This window comes from Paracoccus sp. DMF-8 (genome assembly GCF_029309835.1).
GTDB lineage: Bacteria > Pseudomonadota > Alphaproteobacteria > Rhodobacterales > Rhodobacteraceae > Paracoccus.
In genome coordinates, this window is the sequence record NZ_JARJHL010000018.1 from 160326 (window position 1) to 182431 (window position 22106).

The following is a 22106-nucleotide window of genomic DNA, read 5'->3' on the forward strand; positions in this document are numbered from 1 at the left end:
TCACGGGTCCGGCAGCGGTCAACGGTAAAACCCGTTGTTTTCAGGAAATAATCTGAACGGTTCGGGCTGTTATGGGGCATGCGCGCGGTTTTGACGGGATGCGGAAGGTGGCCATCCTGCGTTTCGGGCCATTCTTAGTTTCGGGGCGCCCCGCTTGCGGGTCACGCCCTTGTTGGCTTGCATAACCGCGCCCGACGCGCCAATCAGTTGCAAGCATAATTGAAGGTGACCGATGGCCAGCCCGCGCCCCTTTTCGCGTTTCGAATTCATGATCGCATGGCGCTATCTGCGTGCAAGGCGGGCCGAGGGTGGGGTCAGCGTGATGACCTGGATCAGTCTGATCGGGATCACCCTGGGCGTCATGGCGCTGGTCGCCACGCTGGCCGTCAGGGCCGGGTTTCGCGCGGATTTCGTCGATTCCGTGGTCGGCGCCAATGCCCATAGCACCGTCTATTACCCGCCCGGCAGCATCACCAACGAACTGACCGACGAGATTTATACCGTCCCCGGTCTGGTCGAGGATTATCAGGATCTGGCGGCCCGGCTGGCGGCGGTTCCGGGCGTTACCCATGCGGTGCCGACGGTCAAGGGGCAGGTCATGGCCTCGGCCGGGGACCGGGCCAATGTGGCAGAGGTCCTTGGCATTTCGCTGGACGATCTCAAGGCGATGACGCGCATCGTCAACCCGGAAACCGGCTATGGCGATATCGACGCGCTGCAGGGCGACGGCATCGCGATCGGCATGGGGATCGCGCGCGAATTGGGGGTTGGCGTCGGCGACAAGGTCACGCTGACGGCCCCGAACGGCGCCAAGACGGCCTTTGGCACGACGCCGCGGATCGATTCCTATACCGTCGTCTATGTCTTTTCCGCGGGCCGCTATGACATCGACCGCACCCGCATCTACCTGCCGCTGGACGAGGCGCAGTCCTTTTTCAACCGCGAGGGCGTGGCCGACGAAATCCAGGTTTTCGTCAATGATGTCGAAAGGATCGACGACTGGACGCCTGAACTGATCGGCGTCGCGGGGCAGGGCGCGATGATCTGGACGTGGAAAGATGCCTGGGGCGATATCCTGAGCTCGCTCAAGGTCGAGGATGACGTGATGTTCATCATCCTGTCGATTCTGGTGCTGATCGCGTCGATGAACATCACCTCGGGGCTGATCATGCTGGTCAAGAACAAGGGCCGCGACATCGGCATCCTGCGCACGATGGGCCTGACCGAAGGGTCGATCCTGCGGGTGTTTTTCCTGTGCGGCGCCTTCACCGGGATCATCGGCACGATTGCCGGGGTGCTTCTGGGGGTCGCGCTGTCGCTGAACGTCGATCACATCATGACCTTCGTGAACTGGCTGTCGAACGGCGGTGCGTGGGAACCTTCGGTGCGCGGCATCTATCAACTGTCGGCGAAGCTGCAGGCCGCCGATATCGCCAAGGCGGTCGGGCTGTCGCTGTTTCTGTCCTTTGTCGTCACCATCTTTCCGGCGCGGCGCGCGGCGCGCATGAACCCGGTCGAGGCTTTGCGCTATGAATGACATTCTGAAACTGGACGCGATTTCCAAGACCTATGCGCGCGCCAGCGCCCCGGCCGTCAAGGTCCTGTCCGGGCTGGACCTGACGGTCGGCACGGGCGAGGTCGTGGCGCTGGTCGCGCCCTCGGGTGCGGGGAAATCGACGCTGCTGCATATTGCGGGGCTGCTGGATACGCCGGACGCGGGCCGGGTCATTCTGAACGGGCGCGACATGACCGGCCTGTCCGACGCCGCCCGGACCGAGGCGCGGCGCAACGATCTGGGCTTTGTCTATCAGTTCCATCACCTGCTGCCCGAATTTTCGGCCGCCGAAAACATCATCCTGCCGCAACTGGCGAATGGCCGGCCGCAGGCGGATGCGCGCGCCCGTGCGCTCGATCTGCTGGGCCGGGTCGGCTTGGGCGACCGCGCCGATCACCGGCCCGCCGAAATGTCGGGGGCGAACAGCAGCGCGTGGCCTTTTGCCGGGCGCTTGCGAATGATCCTGCGCTGCTTCTGGCCGATGAGCCGACCGGCAATCTGGACCCGGCGACATCGGACCGGGTGTTCGACATGCTGGTCGGGCTGGTGCGCGACACCGGCCTTTCGGCGCTGATCGCGACCCATAACCTTGATCTGGCCGCGCGCATGGACCGGGTCATCGACCTCGCCGCGCTGCAAGGGCCGCGCGGCTAGGTCTTGTCGGACACGATGCGAAAACGCGCGCGGCGTTCCTCGGGCGTGTCCGCCTCGCGGTGGCGCTGGTCCGGGGGGGCGGCGCGAAAGGGCGCGGGCGGTTCGGCGAAACCATGGGATGAGGGCGAAGGCTCCAGCACCACGGCGCCGGGAATCACCGGCTGGCATTCGTCGCCGGTAATGTCGAAACGGCGCGGCGCCTGACCGATCTCGCCCTCGGCGATGAAACAGCCCAGGGCGCGCGTCACATCGCCCAGATCCGAGCGCAGGGGCAGCAGCAACAGCCGCGCATCCAGCGCGGGCTGCGCATAGGCGCCTTCGGAATACAGGCGGATTTCCGCGATCTGAGGGGCCTTGAAAACGCTTTCCAGCACATCCGACAGCCGCCCGCGGCCACGCGCATTGATCAGCGCACACAGGGGCATGCCGCGCACCTCCATCCCCATCAGGTCGATCAGATGGCGCCCGGCCAGACGAAAGCGCGCGGCCCCCGGCGCGATGCGTTCAAGGATAAAGGCATAATCCAGCGCATTGCGGATGCCGCGCGGCTCGACATCGGCGCGCATCGGAATGGCGCGGCCCTTGCGCAGGCTTTCCCAATAGGCCCGCATCTCCAGAATGATCTGGCCGGGGCGGATGCGGTCGAAATCGGCAAGGCGCAGCAGTTCGCCGGGCTTTTGCCGGGGATCGTCCTGGGGGGCGTCCCTGGAATCGGAGCCGGCCGGGGGCAAGGTCTTTGCGCCTGGTTCCTGATCGTCATTGCTGAACATGTCGCGAACTCGGTAACGTTTTCTGACTTGGATACTGTCTTTGGATAGTATTTTTCAGCCGCGAATCCGACCGAAATGTTGACGAGTGGTTAAAGCGGCCCGGTTCATCCCTGAAATCCATCGCGAAACCCTGTCTTCCGTCAGGTCTTGACCCCGCCAGCCCTGCCGCGCATTGAACCCTGACAGCAGGGAAAGCTGACAGCAGGGCAGGCACGGGGCGCATATGGAACGCAGCGGACTTCTGATCATCCTCTCCTCTCCTTCGGGGGCAGGCAAGTCCACTTTGGCACGGCGGCTGATCGAATGGGATCCGACGCTGAAATTTTCGGTATCCGCGACGACGCGCCAGCCCCGCCCCGGAGAGATCGACGGCCAGCATTACTATTTCCGCAGCCGCGACGAATTCCAGCAGATGGTCGCCGCCGGTCAGATGCTGGAACATGCCGAGGTTTTCGGCAATTTCTACGGCACCCCGCGCGCGCCGGTCGAATCGGCGATGCAGCAGGGGGCGGATACGCTGTTCGATGTCGATTGGCAGGGCGGCCAGCAGATCCGCGCCTCTGCGCTTGGCAGCCATGTCGTGTCGATCTTTGTCCTGCCGCCCAGCATGGGCGAACTGGAACGGCGCCTGCACAGCCGGGGCCAGGATTCCGATCAGGTGATCCGCGGCCGCATGGAAAAAAGTCTGAATGAAATCAGCCATTGGGCCGAATATGATTATGTTCTGGTCAATGATGACCTGGACCGCTCGACCGAGGCGCTCAAGACCATCCTGACGGCCGAACGCCTGCGCCGCGACCGTCAGACCGGCCTTGGCCCCTTTGTCCGCAAACTGATGGAGGAGCAAGGCGCATGATCTGGGAACTTGACGGGGTCCGCCCCGAAATCGCTGAAAGCGCATGGGTCGCGCCCGATGCGCAGCTGATGGGCCATGTCGTGCTGGAACCCGACAGCAGCGTCTGGTGGGGCGCCGTCCTGCGCGGCGACAACGAGGTGATCCGCATCGGGCGCGGCTCGAACGTGCAGGATCTGTGCGTCTTTCACACCGATCCCGGCCATCCGCTGCCGATCGGGGAAAACTGCACCATCGGCCACCGCGCCATCCTGCATGGCTGCCAGATCGGCGACGGCGCGCTGATCGGCATGGGCGCGACCATCCTGAACGGCGCGAAAATCGGCGCGGGGGCGCTGATCGGCGCGGGTGCCCTGATCGCCGAGGGCAAGGAAATCCCCCCCGGCGCGCTGGTCATGGGGGCGCCGGGCAAGGTCATCCGCGAGCTGGACGCCGCCGCGCAGGCCGGGCTGATCGCCTCGGCCGAACGCTATCAGGCCAATGCCCGCCGGTTCCGTGCCGGTTTGCGGCAGATCTGATGGGACCCGACATGCCCGCACCCTCTGCCGAAGAGCTGATCGAGGCGGTGCCGAATGCGATGCTGGCGGTCGACCGCTCGACCCGGCTGATTCTGGCCAATGCGGCGGCGCGCGAACTGTTCGGCGCCGGGCCGGTCGGGCGGCCCTTCGTCACCGCGATCCGTCATCCCCAGATCAACGACGCCGTCGAGACGCATTCTGGGCGAGACCGCGCCAGAGCGCGGCGCAGCTGACCGCCCAGATCAGCGCCGAGGGGCGCGATCTGTCGGTCGATGTCAGCATCACCCCGATCAGCATCGGCACCCGTCGCGGCGTCGTGGTGGCGCTGGTCGACCGCACCTCGCTGGAACGCGCGGATGAAATGCGGCGCGATTTCGTCGCCAATGTCAGCCATGAATTGCGCACGCCCCTGACCGCGCTGCAGGGCTTCATCGAAACCCTGCGCGGCCCGGCGCGGAACGACCCCAAGGCCCGCGACCGCTTTCTGGACATCATGGAACGCGAGGCGGGCCGGATGAACCGGCTGATCGCGGATCTGCTGTCGCTCAGCCGGGTCGAATCCGAAGAACGCCGCCGCCCGGCCGAGAGCGTCGATCTGCTGGCCCTGTTGCGCAATGTCGTGGCGACGCTGACGCAGGCGGCGGCTGCGGCGGGTGTGCGGATCGAACTGGCCGCGGTGTCGGACCCGGTTGCGGTTGCGGGCGATGCCGACCAGCTTGTGCAGGTCTTTCACAACCTGATCGAAAACGCGGTGAAATATGGTGGCGCGGGCGAGCGCGTCCGGCTGGAAGCTGCCCATATCGACCACGAACCGGTCGTGCGCGGCGCGGCCTGGGCGATCACCGTCGCCGATGAGGGCGAAGGCATCGACGCCCTGCATCTGCCCCGCCTGACCGAACGGTTCTACCGCGTCGATACCCACCGTTCGCGCGAAAAGGGTGGCACGGGGCTGGGGCTGGCGATCGTCAAGCACATCATCAACCGCCATCGCGGTCGCCTGCGGATCGAAAGCGAAAAGGGCGTGGGTAGCCGCTTTACCGTGGTGCTGCCCGAAATGCCGATGCGGTAATGCCGATGCGCTGAAGCATCGCAGATGACCAATGACAAACCCCGCCGGTTCCGGCGGGATTGTCATGTGCAGCGGGTCATTCCGCCGCGTGATTGGTGGTGACCGGCGCGGTTTCGGAACCGGGCTTCATGTGGAAGCCGCGTTCCAGCTGGTCGAATGGTGCGACCGGATAATCGCCGGAAAAGCAGGCGTCGCAATATTGCGGGCAGGAGTTGTTGCGCCCGTTCGCCTCGCCGGCGGCGCGGTAAAGCCCGTCCAGCGACACGAAACGCAGGCTGTCCACGCCGATCCATTCGCGCATGTCCTCGGGCGTCATGTTCGCGGCCAGCAGCTTGTCGCGGTCGGGCGTGTCGACGCCGTAGAAGCAGGGCCATGCCGTCGGCGGGCTGGCGATGCGGAAATGCACCTCGTCGGCGCCGGCGTCCAGGATCATGTCCTTGATCTTGCGCGCAGGTCGTGCCGCGCACCACCGAATCGTCGACCAGCACCACGCGCTTGCCCCTGACCAGCGCCCGGTTGACGTTCAGCTTCAGCCGCACGCCCATGTTGCGGATCTGCTCGGTCGGCTCGATGAAGGTCCGGCCCATGTACTGGTTGCGGATGATGCCCATGCCAAAGGGGATGCCGCTTTCATGGGCGATAGCCGATGGCTGCCGGGCGTGCCGCGAGTCGGGCACCGGGCAGACCAGATCGGCCTCGACCGGGGCCTCGCGGGCCAGTTCCACGCCGATCTGGCGCCGGGTCTCATAGACCGAGCGGCCGCCGATGATCAGATCGGGGCGCGAGAAATAGACATGCTCGAAAATGCAGAACCGGCCCTTGGAGGGGCCGAAGGGGCGCGATGCTTTCGATCTCGCCCTTCGAGATCACCACCATCTCGCCCGGATCGATCTCGCGGATGAACTCGGCGCCGATGATGTCCAGCGCGCAGGTTTCCGAGGACAGCACGAAGCCGTCGTCGCCGACCTTGCCCAGCACCAGCGGCCGCACGCCCAAGGGGTCGCGCACGCCGATCAGCTTGGTGCGGGTCATGGCGATGACCGAAAACGCACCCTCGACCCGGCGCAGCGCGTCCTTCATCCGTTCGGGGATATTGCGTTGGATCGAGCGCGCCATCAGGTGGATGATGCATTCGCTGTCCGACGCTGGACTGGAAGATCGAGCCACGCTCGATCAGTTCGCGGCTGCAGCGCCATGGCATTGGTGATATTGCCGTTATGCGCAATCGCGCAGCCGCCCATGGCGAATTCGCCGAAAAACGGCTGGACGTCGCGAATCGCCGTCGCGGCCTTGGTGCCTGCGGTCGAATAGCGGACATGGCCGATGGCCAGCGGCCCCGGCAGCGTTTCCATCGTCGATTGCTTGGTGAAATTGTCGCGCACATAGCCAAAGCGATGGGCGCTGTTGAAGCCCGCTGTCCGGCGTCATGGGCTGATGATGCCGCCGGCTTCCTGGCCCCGGTGCTGCAGGGCGTGCAGGCCAAGGGCGACGAAATTGGCCGCATCGGTGACGCCGATGACGCCGAACACGCCGCATTCTTCATGCAGACGGTCCGAATCGAAGGGATGGGCAAGGAATGGCTGCATCATTACCGTCTCAGGTCCTGTGGCTCTGCCGTTGGCGCTACCGTCTATGTAGGGCTGTGGCCGGGAAAAGTCACGCCCCGCCGAACAGGCGGGGCGAACATTTTGTCATCAGACCGCCTTAATGCGGTTACCCGGTCTTAATTCGCGGGGTTTTCCGGCGTCGGGGCGGCGGGCATTTCCGTCGCGGGCGTCACCGAAGCGCCATCTGCGACGCAGCTGCGCACCATCTGTTCGTAACGTCCGACGATCCAGCCCGGCGCATCCTGCGGGATCTGTTCGCCGACCTGACCGCTGAGGCGGTTGAAGACCTGCGCAGACCGCGAGTTGTCCACCACCGCGACGGGTTCGGATGCCATGACCCGGTCATAGACGATGAAGGCCACCGCAACCAGCAGCACGCCCCGCGCCACGCCGAACAGGAACCCCATGCCCTGATCCACGCCGCCAAGCGCCGAACGCTGCACCACCGATGAAAACAGCGGCGTGATGACCGAGAAAATCACCAGCGCCACGGCAAAGACCACGGCGAAACCGGCGATTGTGGCCAATTCGCAGCTATCGGCCAGAAAACGGTTCAGGCCGGGGACCTGCGCCACCATCGGCCGGACCGTCGCCGCAAAGATGAAGGCCAGCACCGCCGCGCCGATCCATCCCAGAATCGCCAGCGATTCGCGGACGAAGCCCCGCGCATAGGCGAGGATCGCAGATAGGATGATGACAGCCGCGACAATGCCGTCGATGATCGTGAAACCGTCCATTTATCCGTCCCTCCGCAGGGTTTGCCTGCGCTGGTGGGCCTGTCAGCCTGCGCCGAACGTGTCGCCCACAAATCCCGTCAGATCGGAAACGCGGCCGATCCGCATATCCGTATTGCCTTCGACCTTTTGCGCCTCGGGCAAGATTGCCCGTGAAAAACCAAGTTTCCGGGCCTCTTTCAACCTGTTTTCCGCCTGAGCGACCGGACGTAGCGCCCCCGACAGGCTGATTTCGCCGAAAATCACCGCCTCGGGCGGCAGGGCGATATCCTCGCGGGCGCTGAGCAGGGCGGCCGCGATAGCCAGATCGGCGGCGGGTTCCTGCACACGCATCCCCCCGCGACGTTCAAAAACACGTCCAGCCCGGCAAAGGGGATGGCGCAGCGCGCCTCCAGCACGGCAAGGATGGTGGACACGCGCCCCGAATCAAGCCCGACCACCGTGCGGCGCGGGCTGGCCAGCGTCGAGGGCGCGACCAGCGCCTGAATTTCGGTCAGCACGGGCCGCGTCCCTTCGATGCCTGCGAAAACCGCGCTGCCGGCGTTCGGCGTTCCGCGTTCGGACAGGAACAGCGCCGAGGGGTTGCGGACCTCGGCCAGCCCGCCGCCGGTCATTTCAAAGACGCCGATTTCATCGGCGGGGCCGAAGCGGTTCTTGACGGCGCGCAGGATGCGGAACTGGTGGCCGCGCTCGCCCTCGAAATACAGGACGGTATCGACCATATGCTCGACGACGCGGGGACCGGCGATCTGGCCTTCCTTGGTGACATGGCCGACCAGCACGATGGCGGTGCCGCTGCGCTTGGCGAAGGTCACCAGCTCATGCGCGGCGGAGCGGACCTGACCGACGGAACCCGGCGCGGCCTCGACCGTGTCGGACCACAGCGTCTGGATCGAATCGATTACGGCCAGATCGGCGCCTTCGGCGTCCAGCGTCGTCAGGATGTTGCGCAGCGCGGTTTCGGCGCCAAGCCGCACCGGCGCATCGGCCAGCCCAAGACGCTGCGCGCGCATGCGGACCTGCGCCGTGGCCTCTTCGCCGGACAGGTAGATGACATGGCCGCCGCGACGGGCCAGCGCGGCAGCGGCCTGCAGCAGCAGGGTCGATTTGCCGATGCCCGGATCGCCGCCGACCAGCACGGCGCTGCCCGGCACGATCCCGCCGCCCAGCACACGGTCGAATTCCTCGATCCCCGATTGCGCGCGGGGCGGGGGCGGTTCCTTGGTGTCCAGCCCGGACAGCGGCACGGGCTTGCCCCGCGCCGCGCCAAGGCCACGGCCCGGCCCCTGGCTGAGCGGGGCTTCCTCGACGATGGTGTTCCATTCGCCGCAGGCATCGCAACGCCCCGCCCATTTCTTGTGCGAAGCGCCGCAGGCGGAGCAGGTAAAGCTGGTGACCGATTTTGCCATTTCCCGGCTTGTCGCAAATCGGGCGCGCTCAGGCAAGCCGCTGCGGGCAGGGGCAGCCCGTGCGCCGGATCGCAACACCGGGGCGGATGGGGCCCCGTTGCGGGCGTGACGCGCTACAAGCAGGGGGCTGGGACGATTGCCGCAGAATTGTCGTGCCAGCGTTGCCGCGCCTTGTCGGGCGGGGGGTGCCGGGCGCAAGTTGTGGGGCGCCAGTTGCGGTGGGCAGTTTACTGCGCGCCCAGCCCCGCCCGCATCATCATGCGCCGCACCGGGCCGCTGGCATACAGGCTGCCCAGCATCGCGGCGCGCAGGTCGCGCAGGGGCCGGGCGGTGACCATGCTGGCGCGGTTCAGCGCGTCGATGCCGGTCAGGCGGGCCAGCGCCTCGGGGCGGCGATGGCGGGCGAATGCGGCCAGACTGGCGGCAGAGCCCGGCTCGTCGCGCGACAGTTCAAGCAGCGCGGCCAGATCGGCAAGGCTCATGTTCAGCCCCTGCGCGCCGATCGGGGGGACGACATGGGCGGCCTCGGCGATCAGGGCGGTGCGCGGGCCGGTGAAGGCATCGGCGATCTGGCTGATGATCGGCCATGTCGTCAGCCGCGTGGCTTGGGTCAGATGGCCCAGCACCCCGGCGGAACGTGCATTCATCGCGGCCTGAAAATCCTCGCGCGGCAGGGCGGACAGCCGGGCGATTTCCGGGCCGCGTTCCAGCCAGACCACGGCGGAGGAATGGCGCCCCTCGCGGTCGGGCAGCGGCACCAGCGTAAAAGGCCCGCCGGAACGATGCACCTCGGTCGAGATATTGTCATGCGGCCGGTCATGGGTCACGGCAAAGGCCAGTGCCTTTTGCCCGTAACGGATCGTGCGCACACCGATGCCAAGCGCCTCGCGCACCGGCGAATTGCGGCCATCGGCGCCGACGACCAGCCGGGCATGGGCGCGGGTGCCGTCGCTCAGCGTGGCAATCGCGCCGGTTTCGCGGGCGACCAGATCCGCCGTTCCCGTGCCGGGGCGGAATTCGACATTCTGCAACTGCGTCAGCCGGGCCGAGATTTCGCGTTTCAACAGCCAGTTGGGCAGGTTCCAGCCAAAGGGCTTTTCGGAAATCTCGGCGGCGTTGAATTCGCGCACCAGCCGCGCCTCGGACCGGGCGCCGCCGGCATCGACGATGCGCATGATCTGCAAAGGCGTCGCGTGGGGGGCCAGCATGTCCCACAGCCCGGCTTCGGCCAGAATGCCGATCGAGGGTTGCAGAAAGGCGGTCGAACGCAGGTCCGAACCCGCCGCCGCTTCCTCGGTCACCGGGGGGGCGGGATCGACGCATAACACGCGGAACCCCGCGCTGCCGAAAGCCGCAGCCGCGACCAGCCCGGCAATCCCGCCGCCCGAGACAAGGATATCGACCTGCGTATCGGGCATGGCCGCGTCAGAACCCCGCCGCATAGGCGACCAGCATCACCATCACCAGGGCCGCCGCCGCCAGCGCGACCATGGTCAGGCCGGGCAGGCCCCAGATCCATGTGATCGCGACCACAACGGCGACCACCAGCAAAAGCACCAGCATGATGGCGCGGACCGTGCGCGCCTCGGCGCGGTCATCTGCGGCATGGGGCATGGTTTCGGCGGCGGTTTTGGCGTGGTTGCTCATCTGTTTGCTCCTGGCGTCAGCCTGTCGTCATGGTGTCACGGACCGGCTGTCGCCAGCAAGCCCGCGAAGGAAATCGCTCAGGTCATTAGTGCGGTGATGGACATGCGCGCCATGATCCTGATCAAGTTCCACCGGATCGGCGCCGGTCAGGCCAGAGCCGACCAGGATCGTCGCCATGCCAAGCGCATCGGGCACGAGCAGATTGCGGGGGTCGTCCTCGAACATGGCGGCGCGGGTGGGGGCAAGGCCATGTGCCGCGATCACCGCATGATAGGCGCGGGCGTCGGGCTTGGGGTGAAAGGCGACCTCTTCGATGCCATAGACCGCCTCGAAGATATCCAGCCCGCGATGTTCCAGCACGCGCCGCGCATAGGTCGAATCGCCGTTGGTATGGACGATCTTGCGGCCGGGCAGGGCGCTGATCAGCGCGGCCAGATCGGGATCCGGGGTCAGCGCGGAAAAGTCGATGTCATGGACCTCGCGCAGATAGGGCACGGGATCGACCGCATGTTCCGCCATCAGCCCGGCCAGCGTCGTGCCGTGCTGGCGCCAGTAATGGTTGCGCAGGCGGCTGGCTTCGGCCTCGGGGGCGCCGGTGACGCGCATGACATATTGCGTCATGCGCCGCTCGATCTGGTCGAACAGCCGCACCTCGGGCGCGTAAAGCGTGTTGTCCAGATCAAAGATCCAGGTATCGACATGGTTCAGTTTCATCGCTTCTGCCTAGCCCTGATGCAGTTTGCTTGCAATCCGGCGGCGGGTGTCAGAACGTCGCGGCATGAAAGATGCTTATTCCCTGATCGTCAGCGCCATCGAAACCGGCGTGTTCCGTCCCGGCGACCGTCTGGTCGAATCCGAGCTGGCCGAGCGTTTCGGCGTGTCGCGCACCCCGGTCCGCGAGGCGCTGCAACGGCTGGAAACGCAGTCGATGCTGAAACGCGATGGCCGTTCGCTGATCATCGCGACGCTGGATCACAACCAGCTGGCCGAGCTTTATACCGTCCGCGCCGAGCTGGAGGCGTTGGCCGCCCGCCTTGCCGCCCGCAATGCCTCACCCGAGGAAATCCGCGTGCTGGGCGCCATGGTGGCTGAGGATCAGGCCATCGTGAACGACCCGCAGGCACTGGCGCGGGCCAATCGCCGCTTTCACCATCAGGTGCATCTGGCCTCGCACAATCGCTATCTGGTGCAGCAACTGGATCTGGTGCATCGCAGCATGGCGCTGATGGCGCGCACGACCCTGGCCGCCAAGGGGCGCGGTGCGGTGGCGCTGGAAGAGCATCAGGCCCTGGTCGATGCCATTGCATCTGGGGATTCCGCGCTGGCAGAACAATCGCTTAGGCGGCATATCTCGAACGCTTTCGAGACGCGGCTGAAGGAAGAGGCCCGGCAGTTCGGCGAACAGCCCGCCACGGGTATCGACAACGAACTGTAATGCGCCTGATCGAAACCCCGGCAGATCTGGACGAGGGCGCGGCCCATCTGGCCGCCGTCTGTCCGGTCTGGGCGCGGATATTGCCGCAGCTTGGCCCCTTGCCCCTGCGACGCAGGCCGGACGGTTTCGCGGCGATCTGCGACGCGGTGGTGTCGCAGCAGATTTCGACCGCGGCGGCGGCGGCGATTGCCGGGCGGATGCAGGCGGCGGGGCTGGTCGATCAGGCGGCGATTGCCGGGGCGGCGGATGACGATCTGCGTGCGGTGGGCCTGTCGCGCCCGAAAATCAAATATTTGCGCGGCATTGTTCAGGCGGGAGTCGATTGGACCGGCTTGCGCGACATGTCCGACGATGCGGTGATCGACAGCCTGACCGCGCTGCCCGGAATCGGTCGCTGGACGGCGGATATCTATCTGAAATTCGCGCTTGGCCGTGCCGATGCCTTTGCGGCGGGGGACCTTGCCTTGGCCGAATCGGCGCGGCTGCTGTACGACCTGCCGGACCGGCCCGGCCCTGCGGGCCTGACCGCCCTGGCCGAACCCTGGCGCCCCTGGCGTTCGGTTGCGGCGCGGGGGCTATGGGCTTACTACCGGCAGGCAAAGGGCGGCGAGGGCATTCGCTAGCCCGACCACATCCAAGAGGAAGCTGATGGCACGAGAGTTGAAATCCGGCCGCAAGGGGCCGAAACAGGCGAAATCCGTTGTCGTCTTTCTGCATGGTTATGGCGCGGATGGTGCCGACCTGCTGGGGCTGGCCGACCCGCTGGCGCCGCATCTGCCCGATACCGCATTCTATGCCCCCGATGCGCCCGAACCCTGCGTCAACAATCCGATGGGCTATCAGTGGTTCCCGATTCCCTGGCTGGACGGTTCGACCGAGGAGGCGGCGCGGTCCTCGATGGCCCTGTCCATTGAGGATGTGAACGCATTTCTGGACAAGGTGTTGCGCGACGAATCCGTCACGCCGGACCGGCTGGCCGTGGTCGGCTTTTCGCAGGGCACGATGATGGCGCTGCATGTCCTGCCGCGTCGCGAACAGCCCGTGGCGGGGATCGTCGGCTTTTCCGGTCGGCTGCTCGCGCCCGAACTGATCGCAGAGGTCGTCTCCCGCCCGCCTGTGCTGCTGGCCCATGGCGATCAGGATCAGATGGTTCCCTTTGAAAGCATGGGTTTGGCGGCGGATGCTCTGGTGAATGACGGGTTCGAGGTTTACACCCATGTCATGAAGAACACCGGCCACGGCATCTCGCCCGACGGGCTTTCGGTGGCACTGTCTTTCCTTCGTGAAAAGCTGGGCGCCTGATTTCGCGCTTGCAACCCCCTGCGGGCGTATTACGCTGTCATCGAAACGACAGGAGGAAGTAATATGGAACTGATCTGGATGACTGTCCTTTGTCTGGTTCCCGCAGGCGTTCTTGCCTTGCGCGCTGTCGGAACACGGGCCGTTCCGGTGCAGGCCGCTGCGCGGAAATCGTGCCGCTGACGCCGTTTCTTCCGACATCGGAATTGGGTCGCCGCGCGGATGCGGCGACCTTTTTATCTGGAGGGATCAGCGATCCCAGATCCGCGGATCGGCCAGTTCGATCGAATTCCCTGCCGGGTCGCGGAAATAGATCGACCGCCCTTCTGGCGACTGGCCGCCCTTGGGCCAGGTGAAATCCGCCTCGATCGCGATGCCCTGTCCTTCCAGCCATGCCCGCCAACCGTCCAGATCCTTGCCGCTGACGGCCATGCAGTAATGGCCGGGACCGGTGGCACCATGGGGCAGGACGGGCAGGCGGGCATCGGAGGCAGGCGCAACCTGCGTGGCCTCTGCCCGGAAAATCAGCAGCACGCCGGAGCCGACGCGATAGAAAACATGGCGATCCGGCACCAGCGCTATCCGCTCCAGCCCCATGACATTTTCCCAGAAAGCCGCAGCCGCAGCCAGATCATCGGCATAAAGCGCCGATTCCAGTGTCGAGAGGATGCCGGGTCTGTCCATGCTTCCCAACCATCCGGCGGGCGGTTTCGTTCCCCCCTGTGTGCCCCCTTGCGCGGGGAATGATTGCCTGATCTGTTTCCTGACAGGAAAATCATTTCCCACCCGCAAAAGGAAATCGCGCCACATGCCCTGGATATTGCTGTTCATCGCCGGATTGTTCGAAGTGGTCTGGGCCTTTGCCCTGAAGGAATCCCAGGGTTTCACAAAGCTCTGGCCGTCGGTCGTGACAATCGTCGGGATGCTGGTCAGCTTCTGGTTCCTGGCGCTGGCGATGCGGCAGTTGCCGCTTGGCACCGCCTATGCGATCTGGACGGGAATCGGCGCGGTCGGTGCTTTTCTGGTCGGGATCTTTGTCCTGAACGAACCGGCAACCGTGATGCGGGTGCTGGCCGCCGGGCTGATCGTTTCCGGCTTGATTTTGATGAAGATTTCCAGCCCGGCTTAGTGGCGCGGTGCCGTCATGCCTGTGTCACAGCACTGGGATTATCTTGCGTTGGGACCATATTCATGCGCTTGTCAGCCCCGCGACGCGATATATAGTCAGGCCGTGACCAGAGGTTCCGAAGAACAAGCGGAGCGACAAGGATGCGAAAAGAAACGGGGATGCGAAAAGAGACGGGCGATTTCAGGACCCATTTCGTCAGAGAGCCGGCGGCGCTGAAGCATTTCCCGGCACTGGTGCTGAATGCGGATTTCCGCCCGCTGTCCTATTACCCGCTGTCGCTGCTGCCCTGGCAAGAGGCGGTCAAGGCCGTGGTGCTGGACCGCGTCAGCATCATCGCCGAATATGATGAAACCGTCCGAAGCCAGCGTCAGGCCATACGCATACCCAGTGTGGTCGTCCTGAAAGATTTCGTGAAACCCCAGAAGCGCGTGGCATTCACGCGCTTCAATCTTTTTCTGAGGGACGAATTCTGCTGCCAGTATTGCGGCGCGCGCGGCGATCTGACCTTTGACCATGTCGTGCCGCGTTCGCGGGGCGGGATCACAAGCTGGGAAAACGTCGTCGCGGCCTGTTCGCCCTGCAACCTGAAAAAGGCGAACCGTTCGCTGCGGAATTCGGGTCTGACGCTGGCCCGCAAACCCGCCCGCCCAAGCGCCGCCGACCTGCACGCCGCAGGCCGCCGCTTTCCGCCGAACCACCTGCACGAAAGCTGGCTGGATTTTCTGTATTGGGACGTGGAACTTATCGCCGGCTAAGACGGCGGGAACGGCCCGCAATGCAATCCGTGTGGAAAAGGTGAGAGGCTGGACAACGACCCAAGCGGGGCTCGTTACGGCTGCTTCCTTCCGGACCTGACCGGGTTGGCGAGGTGCCTGCCCGCGCCAACCTCTCGCCCCTAGATAGGGCGGTGGCGGGGGGAATGCAACCGTCAAAACTTTGTCACAGATGCAGGCGCAGGCGGGTGAAACCGGCGGGGGTGGTGCCGATGACCTGCGGCGACATTCCGGCGATCATGTCGAGATGGCCGGTCACGGCCGGGCTGCTGTCGAAAAGGACGCTGGCCCCCGCGACCGGCGCAAAGCGAAACCCCAGGGCCGAGGGCGGCGCGACGGTCCCGGCGCGCGCGACATGGCGTCGCAGAATGTCGCGTGTGCGCTCGCCCCCGTCGATCACCAACTGGTCGCGGCGGGCCAGCGGGGCATAAACCCCGCATTCCGACAGGCGATAGCCGTTCGTGACCAGAATGAAGCGGGCATCCGCCGCGACCGGGCGGCCCGCATGGGTCAGGTCGCGGATGCGCTGTGCGCGCGGGTGATTCAGGGCGCCGGTCGGATCGTAGCGCGCCGGTCCGGACAGGTCGATGCGCCATTCCAGCCCCGAAATCACGTCGAAATTATAGCTGGGGAAATTCGGATCCAGCAGCGGCTGATCGCCTTGACCGGGCCGGATCTGGCAAAAGATTCCGGCGGCACGCTCAAGCCAGTCGGTCACTTGCGCGCCCGTTACCTCCAGCGCACAGATCCGGTTGGGGTAAAGATACAGATCCGCGAGGCTGCGCAGGGTCAGATCGCCTGCGGGCATATCGGTATAGTGGCTTGGCCCGCCGCGACCGCCCGCGCGGCCAGGCGCCGCGGCAGAGATGACGGGCAGGCGTGCGACCGGATGTCCGGCCAGCGCGGCCCGGACGAAATCGGATTGCGCCTGATTGACCAGATTCAGCCCGGCGTCATGCCCGATCAGCGACAGAAAACTGTGCATGGGCGCCGGTGTGCGTGCGATCCGGCGCGCGAAATGGCGGATGGTGGCCTGATGGTCGTGGTCCAGCGCGGCGGTGATGGCGGGCGCGGGCGTGGCATCCGGCGGAACCGCCAGCACGCGGGCGCTGCTGCCGGTGACCTGCCAGCCCTGATTGTTGCGCGTCAGCTCAAGGTCGATCACCCCCAGATGCGACCCCCAGAACCCCGCCATGACCGCCGGTTTGCCATGCAGCAGCCCGCGCAGCGGGTCGATGCCCGGACCCGGCGGAAAATCGGCCGAGGGGAAGGTGCGGTGAATATGGCCGGTGACCAGCGCATCTATGCCCGGCACTTCGGCCAGCGGGACGGCGGCGTTTTCCATCCCCGGCCGGATCGCCGGACCGGCAATGCCGCTATGGGCCAGCGCGATGATGATATCGGCGCCTTCGGCCTTGAGCTTTGGCACCGCGATCCGGGCCGTGTCGATGATGTCGTCGACGCGCATCTCGGCGCGCAGGGCGCTGTCCCAATCGGTGGTCTGCGGCGGCAGAAAGCCCAGAACACCGATGCGCAGGTCATGCGCCCGGCCCTGATCGTCGAGAAAGCGGCGCTCCAGCATGATGCTGCGGCGGATCAAACCTGCCTGCCGCATGTGCAGATTGGTCGAGACCAGCGGAAAACGCGCATCGGCAAGCGATTTGAGCAAGAAATCGCTACCAAAGGCGAAATCGTGGTTGCCAACAGTTGCAGCGTCGTAGCGAAGTTGGTTCATGGCGATCACAAGCGGATGGGACATCCCCGGACGGGCGGTCCGGCTTTCGGCAACATAATCGCCCAGAGGGGTTCCCTGAAGTGAATCGCCATTGTCAAAAAGCAGGCAGTTCCCATGAGTTGCACGTGATTCCCCGATCAGCCCCGCGACGGCGGCAAGGCCGGTGCCACGACTTTCCCGGTCCAGAAAATAATCGTAGCCAAGCAAATTCATATGGAGATCGGTCGTTGCCAGAACCCGAATGCCAAGCGTACTGACTGTTTTCGTTTCTGACATAATGCACTATTGAACAACCATTAGTTGTTTTTTTTGCCCAGGTCGCTACGACTGTGCAAGCGCCGATTGTCATATTAGATATGTGCCCGCAGCTTTATCTGTGGCTGCAACCAGCGAGGGTTGGACGAAACCGATGTTGAACCGGGATGAATTGAGAAGGTCGCAGGAATGAAGTTTTCGACCCGTCAGGATACTGATCTTTCGCCTGAATATCTGTTCGATGTGATCAGCGATTTCGACCGGCTGGAGCGTCTGCTGACGCGCCGGGGCGCCGTCGTCCGCCGTGTCGATCCGGCCAGCGAGCCGGGGGCGGGCATGGCCTGGCTGATCAATTTCGATTGGCGCGGCAAGGCGCGTCACCTGCGGCTGGATGTGACCCGTTTCGACCGGCCCGAAAACATCAGCATGGAAGGCGTGTCGGACATGTTCGAGGTTTCGCTGGACATGACGGTGATCGCGCTGACCCGGACGCGGGCGCGTCTGCAGTTCGAGGCGGATATTCGCCCGCGCAGCATGAAGGCCCGCCTGCTGCTGCAGACCGCAAAACTGGGAAAATCGCAGCTGGATCGCAAATTCGCGCTGCGCGTCGCGGAATTGCTGGGCGATGTGACCCGCGCGGCGGCGGCCTGAAGGCTGGCACCACGGGCGGACACCGGCCGGATGGCGGATATGACGCCGCGATCAGTAACAGGGTGATTGTGCGGGTGATTCTGTGGACAACAAGCCGGGCGCGCCCGGCTTGTGCGTTTTCGTGCCGGGCAGTCCAGCCCGTCCGGTCAGCCCGCCGCGCGGGTGGCGCCGGTGCGGCGCGGGTCGGCGGGATAGACGCCCAGAATATCCAGGCTTGAGGTGAAATAGGCCAGTTCTTCCAGCGCGCGGGCGACGGGGGCATCGTCGGGATGGCCTTCGATATCGGCATAGAACTGCGTCGCGGTAAAGGAGCCGTTGACCATATAGCTTTCCAGTTTGGTCATGTTGACGCCATTCGTCGCGAATCCGCCCATCGCCTTGTAAAGCGCGGCGGGCAGGTTGCGGACGCGAAAGACGAAGCTGGTCATCATCAGATCGCCCCCGGCAGGGTTGGGGCGCCGGTCGTGGTTTGCCTCGCGCGACATGACCAGAAAGCGGGTGGTGTTGTTCTTGAAATCCTCGATTTCGGCAGCAAGCTCATCCAGACCATAGATTTCGCCCGCAATGGGCGAGGCGAGGGCCGCCAGCGACGGAATGCCGCGGCGGGCCACCTCCATCGCGGAACCGGCGGTATCGGCGCCGGTCACGCTGCGGATGCTGTGGTTGCGCAGAAAGTTGCGGCACTGACCCAGCAGGACCGTATGGCTCATGGCGTCGGTGACCTGATCAAGCTGCGTGCCGGGCAGGGCCAGCAGGCTGATATGAACGCGAACGAATGCCTCGTCGATGATGTGCAGCCCGCTTTCGGGCAGCAGGTGATGGATATCGGCGACCCGGCCATAGGTCGAATTTTCGACCGGCAGCATGGCCAGCCCGGCCTTTTTGTTGCGCACGGCTTCGACCACATCCTCGAAGGTGCGGCAGGGCAGGACCTCCATTCCGGGCCGCGAGATGCGGCAGGCCTGATGGCTGTAGGCCCCCAGTTCGCCCTGAAAGGCTATCACATTGTCCGTCATATCGCTTTGCCCGCCCGTCGATGCTGTATCCGTGCGTGTCGCGGCGACATCAGATGGCCGCAGTTGTCACGCCAGCCGAACAACTATACCTTGAACAGGACAAGTGAAAGCGCGTAGATACGGCCAATTCCACGGAGAGACCGCACAAGGGACCCGCAGACATGTTCGATACCATGACCATCACCAAGGCCTCGGGCGCGATTATCGGCTCGTTGCTGTTTTTGATGCTGGCCTCCTGGGGTGCCTCGGCGCTCTATCACGTCGGCCCGCAGGGGCATGGCGATGGCGAACATGCGCAGGCCTATTCGATTCCGGTCGAGGAAACCGCCGGTGCAGCCGAAGCCCCGGTCGACGAAGGTCCCGCCTTTGCCGAAGTCTATGCCGCAGCCGATGCAGCAGCCGGTGAAAAGGCATTCGGCAAATGCCGCGCCTGCCACAAGCTGGACGGCGCGGACGGCACCGGCCCGCATCTGAACGGCATTGTCGGCCGCGCTGCCGGTTCCGTCGCGGGCTTCAACTATTCCGATGCGATGGCCGCCCATGGTGGCGACTGGACCCCGGAAGAGCTTGACCACTTCCTGACCAACCCGAAAGCCGCGACCCCGGGCACCAAAATGGCCTTTGCCGGTATCCGCAGCGCCAAGGAACGCGCCGATCTGATCAAATATCTGGAAGGCACCAACTGATCCCGCCAACCGAATTCCGGTGGATCGCAGAATCGGGAAAAGGGGCACGGGTAACGATCCCGTGCCCCTTTTTCGTTGTGCGGCCAGAGGTTTCGTGATCCGGCCAGGCGGGGCAGTTCACGCATTTGCCGGTTGAACCCTGCGCCCCGGCTGTTAGCGTGACGGTCACAGAATTCGTCGGAACCGATAGATGCGCCACTGCCTGATTCTTGCCATGACCGCCGCCGTATCCGTCGCGACCGCGGGCCTTGCGCAGGATCAGGGCCAGCCCGCGCCGCAGGATCCGCCTGAAACGCAGGCGGCACCGGCGGCGCAGCCCGAAACCATCATCTCTCACGGAGTCGCGGTTTACGGCGAACCCTCGCTGCCCGCCGATTTCGCGCATCTGCCCTATGTGAACCCCGACGCGCCCAAGGGCGGCGAGATATCGCAGTGGTTTTCCGGCGGTTTCGACAATTTCAACCCCTATACCATTCAGGGCCGCGCCGCGATCCTGTCCTCGATCGCGCATGAAACGCTGATGACCGGCACCGCCGACACGGTGGGCGAGGCCTATTGCCTGCTGTGCGAGACGATCGAATATCCGCCGTCGAAGGACTGGGTGATCTTTACCCTGCGCGAGGGCATCACCTTTTCCGACGGCTCGCCCCTGACGACCGAAGATGTGCTGTTTTCGTCCGACACCTTTCGCGACAAGGGGCTGTCATCCTACCGCACCGTCGTCGCCCAGCAGATCGACAGCGTCGAGGTGCTGGACGACCGCCGCATCCGCTTCAACTTCAAACCCGACTATCCGCGCCGCACCATCATTCAAGAGGCGGGATCGCTGCCGGTTCTGTCCCGCGCGCAGTTCGAACGTGACGGGATCAGCCCGGACCGCGCGTCGAACACGCCCCTGATCGGGTCGGGGCCCTATATGTTCGGCGCCACGCGGGACGGACGCAGCATCACCTGGCAGCGCAATCCCGATTACTGGGGCAAGGATCTGCCGATCAATATCGGCCGCAACAATTTCGACCGCATCCGCATCGAATATTACGCCGATTACCAATCCGCATTCGAAGGGTTCAAGGCCGGCTCCTACACCTTCCGCAACGAGGCGTCGTCGCTGATCTGGTCCACCGGCTACGATTTTCCGGCGATCCGGCGCGGCCATGTCGTGAAACAGACGCTGCATGACGGCGATGTCGCCACCGGCCAGATTTTCGCCATCAACCTGCGCCGCGACAAGTTTTCGGACATCCGCGTGCGCGAGGCGATCGGCCTGATGTTCAATTTCGAATGGTCGAATGACACGCTGTTTTACGGGCTGTATCAGCGCGTGAATTCGGTCTGGGAAAATTCCTATCTGGCCGCGCAGGGCCTGCCCACGGCGGCCGAGCGCGCGGTTCTGGAACCGCTGGCCGCCGATCTGCCCGCGGGCGTGCTGGACGAACCCGCCGTGATGGCGCCGACATCGGGCAAGCGCCAGCTGGACCGCAGCAATCTGCGCCGCGCGGCGTCGCTGCTGGATGCGGCGGGCTGGATCGAACGTCCCGCGCCGCCCCATCCCCGCGCGGGCATCCTGCCGACCATCGGTCTGGTCGCGCTGATCCTGGCCTTTGCCGGCATCGCGGCGCTGCGCCATTCCGGCAGGCGCCGGTGGGCAAGCAGCGGCGCGCTGATCCTGCTGGCGGTGACGGCGGGGCTGTTCATGCGCATGCAGGTCCAGCCTGCGCCCGATGGCATGCGCCGCAATGAGGCGGGCCAGCCCCTGACGGTCGAGATCCTGAACGACAGCCAGACCTTTGACCGCGTGCTGAACCCCTATGTCGAAAACCTGCGCGTTCTGGGCGTCGATGCGATGATGACCCGCGTCGATGATGCCCTGTATGAAAACCGCCGCCGCAGCCATGATTACGACATGATCACGACGCAGCTTCGGCCCGATCTGCTGCCGGGATCGGCGCTGCATCAGTTTTTGGTTCCGGACAGCGTCGGCGATGTCTTCAACGCCATGGGGCTGGCCAATCCCGCCATCGACCGGCTGATCCGCATGGTCGAGCAATCCACCACCGAAGAAGAGCTGACCACTCGCGTCCATGCGCTGGACCGCGCGCTGCGGTCGCTGCGTTTCATGGTGCCGCAATGGTATAAGGGCGATCATACCGTCGCCTTTTACGACATCTACGACCACCCCGACACGCTGCCCCCCTATGCCCTGGGTGAGCTTGATTTCTGGTGGTATGACGCCGATAAGGCGCAAAAGCTGAAAGAAGCCGGGGCGCTGCGGTGAAGATGCGGGGCCCGATAAAACAAGAGCAGGGACAAT

General features: G+C 64.9%; 21 protein-coding genes, 1 other RNA gene and 3 pseudogenes. 14 read left to right on the forward strand and 11 right to left on the reverse strand.

The window, feature by feature from the left end; translation table 11 throughout:
- Positions 1-232 precede the first annotated feature (232 nt).
- Together PE067_RS21275 and PE067_RS21280 are read left to right on the forward strand one after the other, a co-directional pair.
- Positions 233-1537, forward strand: a complete 1305-nt coding sequence (locus tag PE067_RS21275; protein ID WP_276191779.1) for an ABC transporter permease — start codon at positions 233-235, stop codon at positions 1535-1537.
- A pseudogene (locus tag PE067_RS21280) lies at positions 1530-2209 on the forward strand (ABC transporter ATP-binding protein). The gene PE067_RS21275 and the pseudogene PE067_RS21280 overlap by 8 nt, the downstream one beginning before the upstream one ends.
- Here the strand turns inward: PE067_RS21280 and PE067_RS21285 are convergent.
- Positions 2206-2940, reverse strand: coding sequence for a PAS domain-containing protein (locus PE067_RS21285; protein ID WP_276191780.1), 735 nt, complete (start codon positions 2938-2940; stop codon positions 2206-2208). The pseudogene PE067_RS21280 and the gene PE067_RS21285 sit on opposite strands and share 4 nt — an antisense overlap.
- 262 nt (positions 2941-3202) lie before the next feature.
- Between PE067_RS21285 and gmk the strand changes: the two genes are divergently transcribed.
- From gmk to PE067_RS21300, 4 genes are all read left to right on the forward strand, one after another.
- On the forward strand, positions 3203-3835 hold the full coding sequence (gmk, locus tag PE067_RS21290) for a guanylate kinase (protein WP_276191781.1): 633 nt from the start codon (positions 3203-3205) through the stop codon (positions 3833-3835).
- Complete coding sequence (locus PE067_RS21295; RefSeq protein WP_276191783.1) at positions 3832-4350, forward strand: gamma carbonic anhydrase family protein; 519 nt, start codon at positions 3832-3834, stop codon at positions 4348-4350. The genes gmk and PE067_RS21295 overlap by 4 nt, the downstream gene beginning before the upstream one ends.
- A gap of 11 nt (positions 4351-4361) precedes the next feature.
- Positions 4362-4583: a PAS domain-containing protein gene (locus PE067_RS22060; protein ID WP_346429749.1), complete on the forward strand. Its 222-nt coding sequence runs from the start codon at positions 4362-4364 to the stop codon at positions 4581-4583.
- Between the two features lie 86 nt (positions 4584-4669).
- Positions 4670-5419 (forward strand): ATP-binding protein, encoded by a 750-nt coding sequence (locus PE067_RS21300; protein ID WP_346429750.1) that lies wholly within the window; start codon positions 4670-4672, stop codon positions 5417-5419.
- 76 nt (positions 5420-5495) lie between these two features.
- Here PE067_RS21300 and purF read toward each other — a convergent pair.
- The 6 genes and pseudogenes from purF to PE067_RS21330 all read right to left on the reverse strand — a co-directional run bounded on the left by purF (position 5496) and on the right by PE067_RS21330 (position 11530).
- Positions 5496-7005: pseudogene (gene purF / locus PE067_RS21305) on the reverse strand (amidophosphoribosyltransferase).
- A 137-nt stretch (positions 7006-7142) separates the two neighbouring features.
- Positions 7143-7763 carry a CvpA family protein gene (locus PE067_RS21310; protein ID WP_276191785.1) on the reverse strand — a complete coding sequence of 207 codons (621 nt, stop codon included), beginning with the start codon at positions 7761-7763 and terminating at the stop codon, positions 7143-7145.
- Between the two features lie 42 nt (positions 7764-7805).
- A pseudogene (gene radA / locus PE067_RS21315) lies at positions 7806-9169 on the reverse strand (DNA repair protein RadA).
- A 227-nt stretch (positions 9170-9396) separates the two neighbouring features.
- On the reverse strand, positions 9397-10587 hold the full coding sequence (locus tag PE067_RS21320) for a UbiH/UbiF family hydroxylase (RefSeq protein ID WP_276191786.1): 1191 nt from the start codon (positions 10585-10587) through the stop codon (positions 9397-9399).
- Between the two features lie 7 nt (positions 10588-10594).
- Entirely contained in the window at positions 10595-10816 is a 222-nt protein-coding gene (locus PE067_RS21325) for a hypothetical protein (protein WP_276191787.1), read from the reverse strand.
- A 27-nt stretch (positions 10817-10843) separates the two neighbouring features.
- The gene (locus PE067_RS21330) at positions 10844-11530 is read right to left on the reverse strand and encodes a pyrimidine 5'-nucleotidase (protein ID WP_276191788.1); all 687 of its coding nucleotides are present in this window, start codon (positions 11528-11530) and stop codon (positions 10844-10846) included.
- 64 nt (positions 11531-11594) lie between these two features.
- Here PE067_RS21330 and PE067_RS21335 point away from each other — a divergent pair, with 64 nt between their 5' ends.
- Genes PE067_RS21335 through PE067_RS21345 form a run of 3 tightly spaced genes read left to right on the forward strand, consistent with a single transcriptional unit; the run spans position 11595 to position 13553 of the window.
- A complete protein-coding gene (locus PE067_RS21335; protein WP_276191789.1) occupies positions 11595-12251 on the forward strand; it encodes a GntR family transcriptional regulator in 657 nt (218 codons plus the stop codon).
- Positions 12251-12874 carry a DNA-3-methyladenine glycosylase 2 family protein gene (locus PE067_RS21340; RefSeq protein WP_276191790.1) on the forward strand — a complete coding sequence of 208 codons (624 nt, stop codon included), beginning with the start codon at positions 12251-12253 and terminating at the stop codon, positions 12872-12874. The genes PE067_RS21335 and PE067_RS21340 overlap by 1 nt, the downstream gene beginning before the upstream one ends.
- 25 nt (positions 12875-12899) lie before the next feature.
- Positions 12900-13553, forward strand: a complete 654-nt coding sequence (locus tag PE067_RS21345; RefSeq protein ID WP_276191793.1) for an alpha/beta fold hydrolase — start codon at positions 12900-12902, stop codon at positions 13551-13553.
- Positions 13554-13799: 246 nt separating this feature from the next.
- On the opposite strand, the gene PE067_RS21350 is transcribed toward PE067_RS21345, so the two are convergent.
- Complete coding sequence (locus tag PE067_RS21350) at positions 13800-14234, reverse strand: VOC family protein (protein ID WP_276191794.1); 435 nt, start codon at positions 14232-14234, stop codon at positions 13800-13802.
- Positions 14235-14358: 124 nt separating this feature from the next.
- Between PE067_RS21350 and sugE the strand changes: the two genes are divergently transcribed.
- Together sugE and PE067_RS21360 are read left to right on the forward strand one after the other, a co-directional pair.
- Entirely contained in the window at positions 14359-14679 is a 321-nt protein-coding gene (gene sugE, locus PE067_RS21355) for a quaternary ammonium compound efflux SMR transporter SugE (RefSeq protein ID WP_276191796.1), read from the forward strand.
- A 158-nt stretch (positions 14680-14837) separates the two neighbouring features.
- Entirely contained in the window at positions 14838-15434 is a 597-nt protein-coding gene (locus tag PE067_RS21360) for an HNH endonuclease (protein WP_276191797.1), read from the forward strand.
- A gap of 38 nt (positions 15435-15472) precedes the next feature.
- Here the strand turns inward: PE067_RS21360 and ffs are convergent.
- Positions 15473-15571: signal recognition particle sRNA small type (ffs, locus tag PE067_RS21365), an RNA gene on the reverse strand.
- A 47-nt stretch (positions 15572-15618) separates the two neighbouring features.
- Entirely contained in the window at positions 15619-17463 is a 1845-nt protein-coding gene (locus tag PE067_RS21370) for a bifunctional 2',3'-cyclic-nucleotide 2'-phosphodiesterase/3'-nucleotidase (RefSeq protein ID WP_276191799.1), read from the reverse strand.
- A 168-nt stretch (positions 17464-17631) separates the two neighbouring features.
- On the opposite strand from PE067_RS21370, the gene PE067_RS21375 reads away from it, so the two are divergent.
- The gene (locus PE067_RS21375) at positions 17632-18093 is read left to right on the forward strand and encodes an SRPBCC family protein (protein WP_276191800.1); all 462 of its coding nucleotides are present in this window, start codon (positions 17632-17634) and stop codon (positions 18091-18093) included.
- A 146-nt stretch (positions 18094-18239) separates the two neighbouring features.
- On the opposite strand, the gene PE067_RS21380 is transcribed toward PE067_RS21375, so the two are convergent.
- Entirely contained in the window at positions 18240-19109 is an 870-nt protein-coding gene (locus PE067_RS21380) for a prephenate dehydratase (RefSeq protein WP_276191801.1), read from the reverse strand.
- A 161-nt stretch (positions 19110-19270) separates the two neighbouring features.
- Here PE067_RS21380 and PE067_RS21385 point away from each other — a divergent pair, with 161 nt between their 5' ends.
- The gene (locus tag PE067_RS21385) at positions 19271-19795 is read left to right on the forward strand and encodes a c-type cytochrome (RefSeq protein ID WP_276191802.1); all 525 of its coding nucleotides are present in this window, start codon (positions 19271-19273) and stop codon (positions 19793-19795) included.
- A gap of 190 nt (positions 19796-19985) precedes the next feature.
- A complete protein-coding gene (locus PE067_RS21390) occupies positions 19986-22070 on the forward strand; it encodes an extracellular solute-binding protein (protein WP_276191803.1) in 2085 nt (694 codons plus the stop codon).
- The last annotated feature ends 36 nt before the right edge of the window (positions 22071-22106 follow it).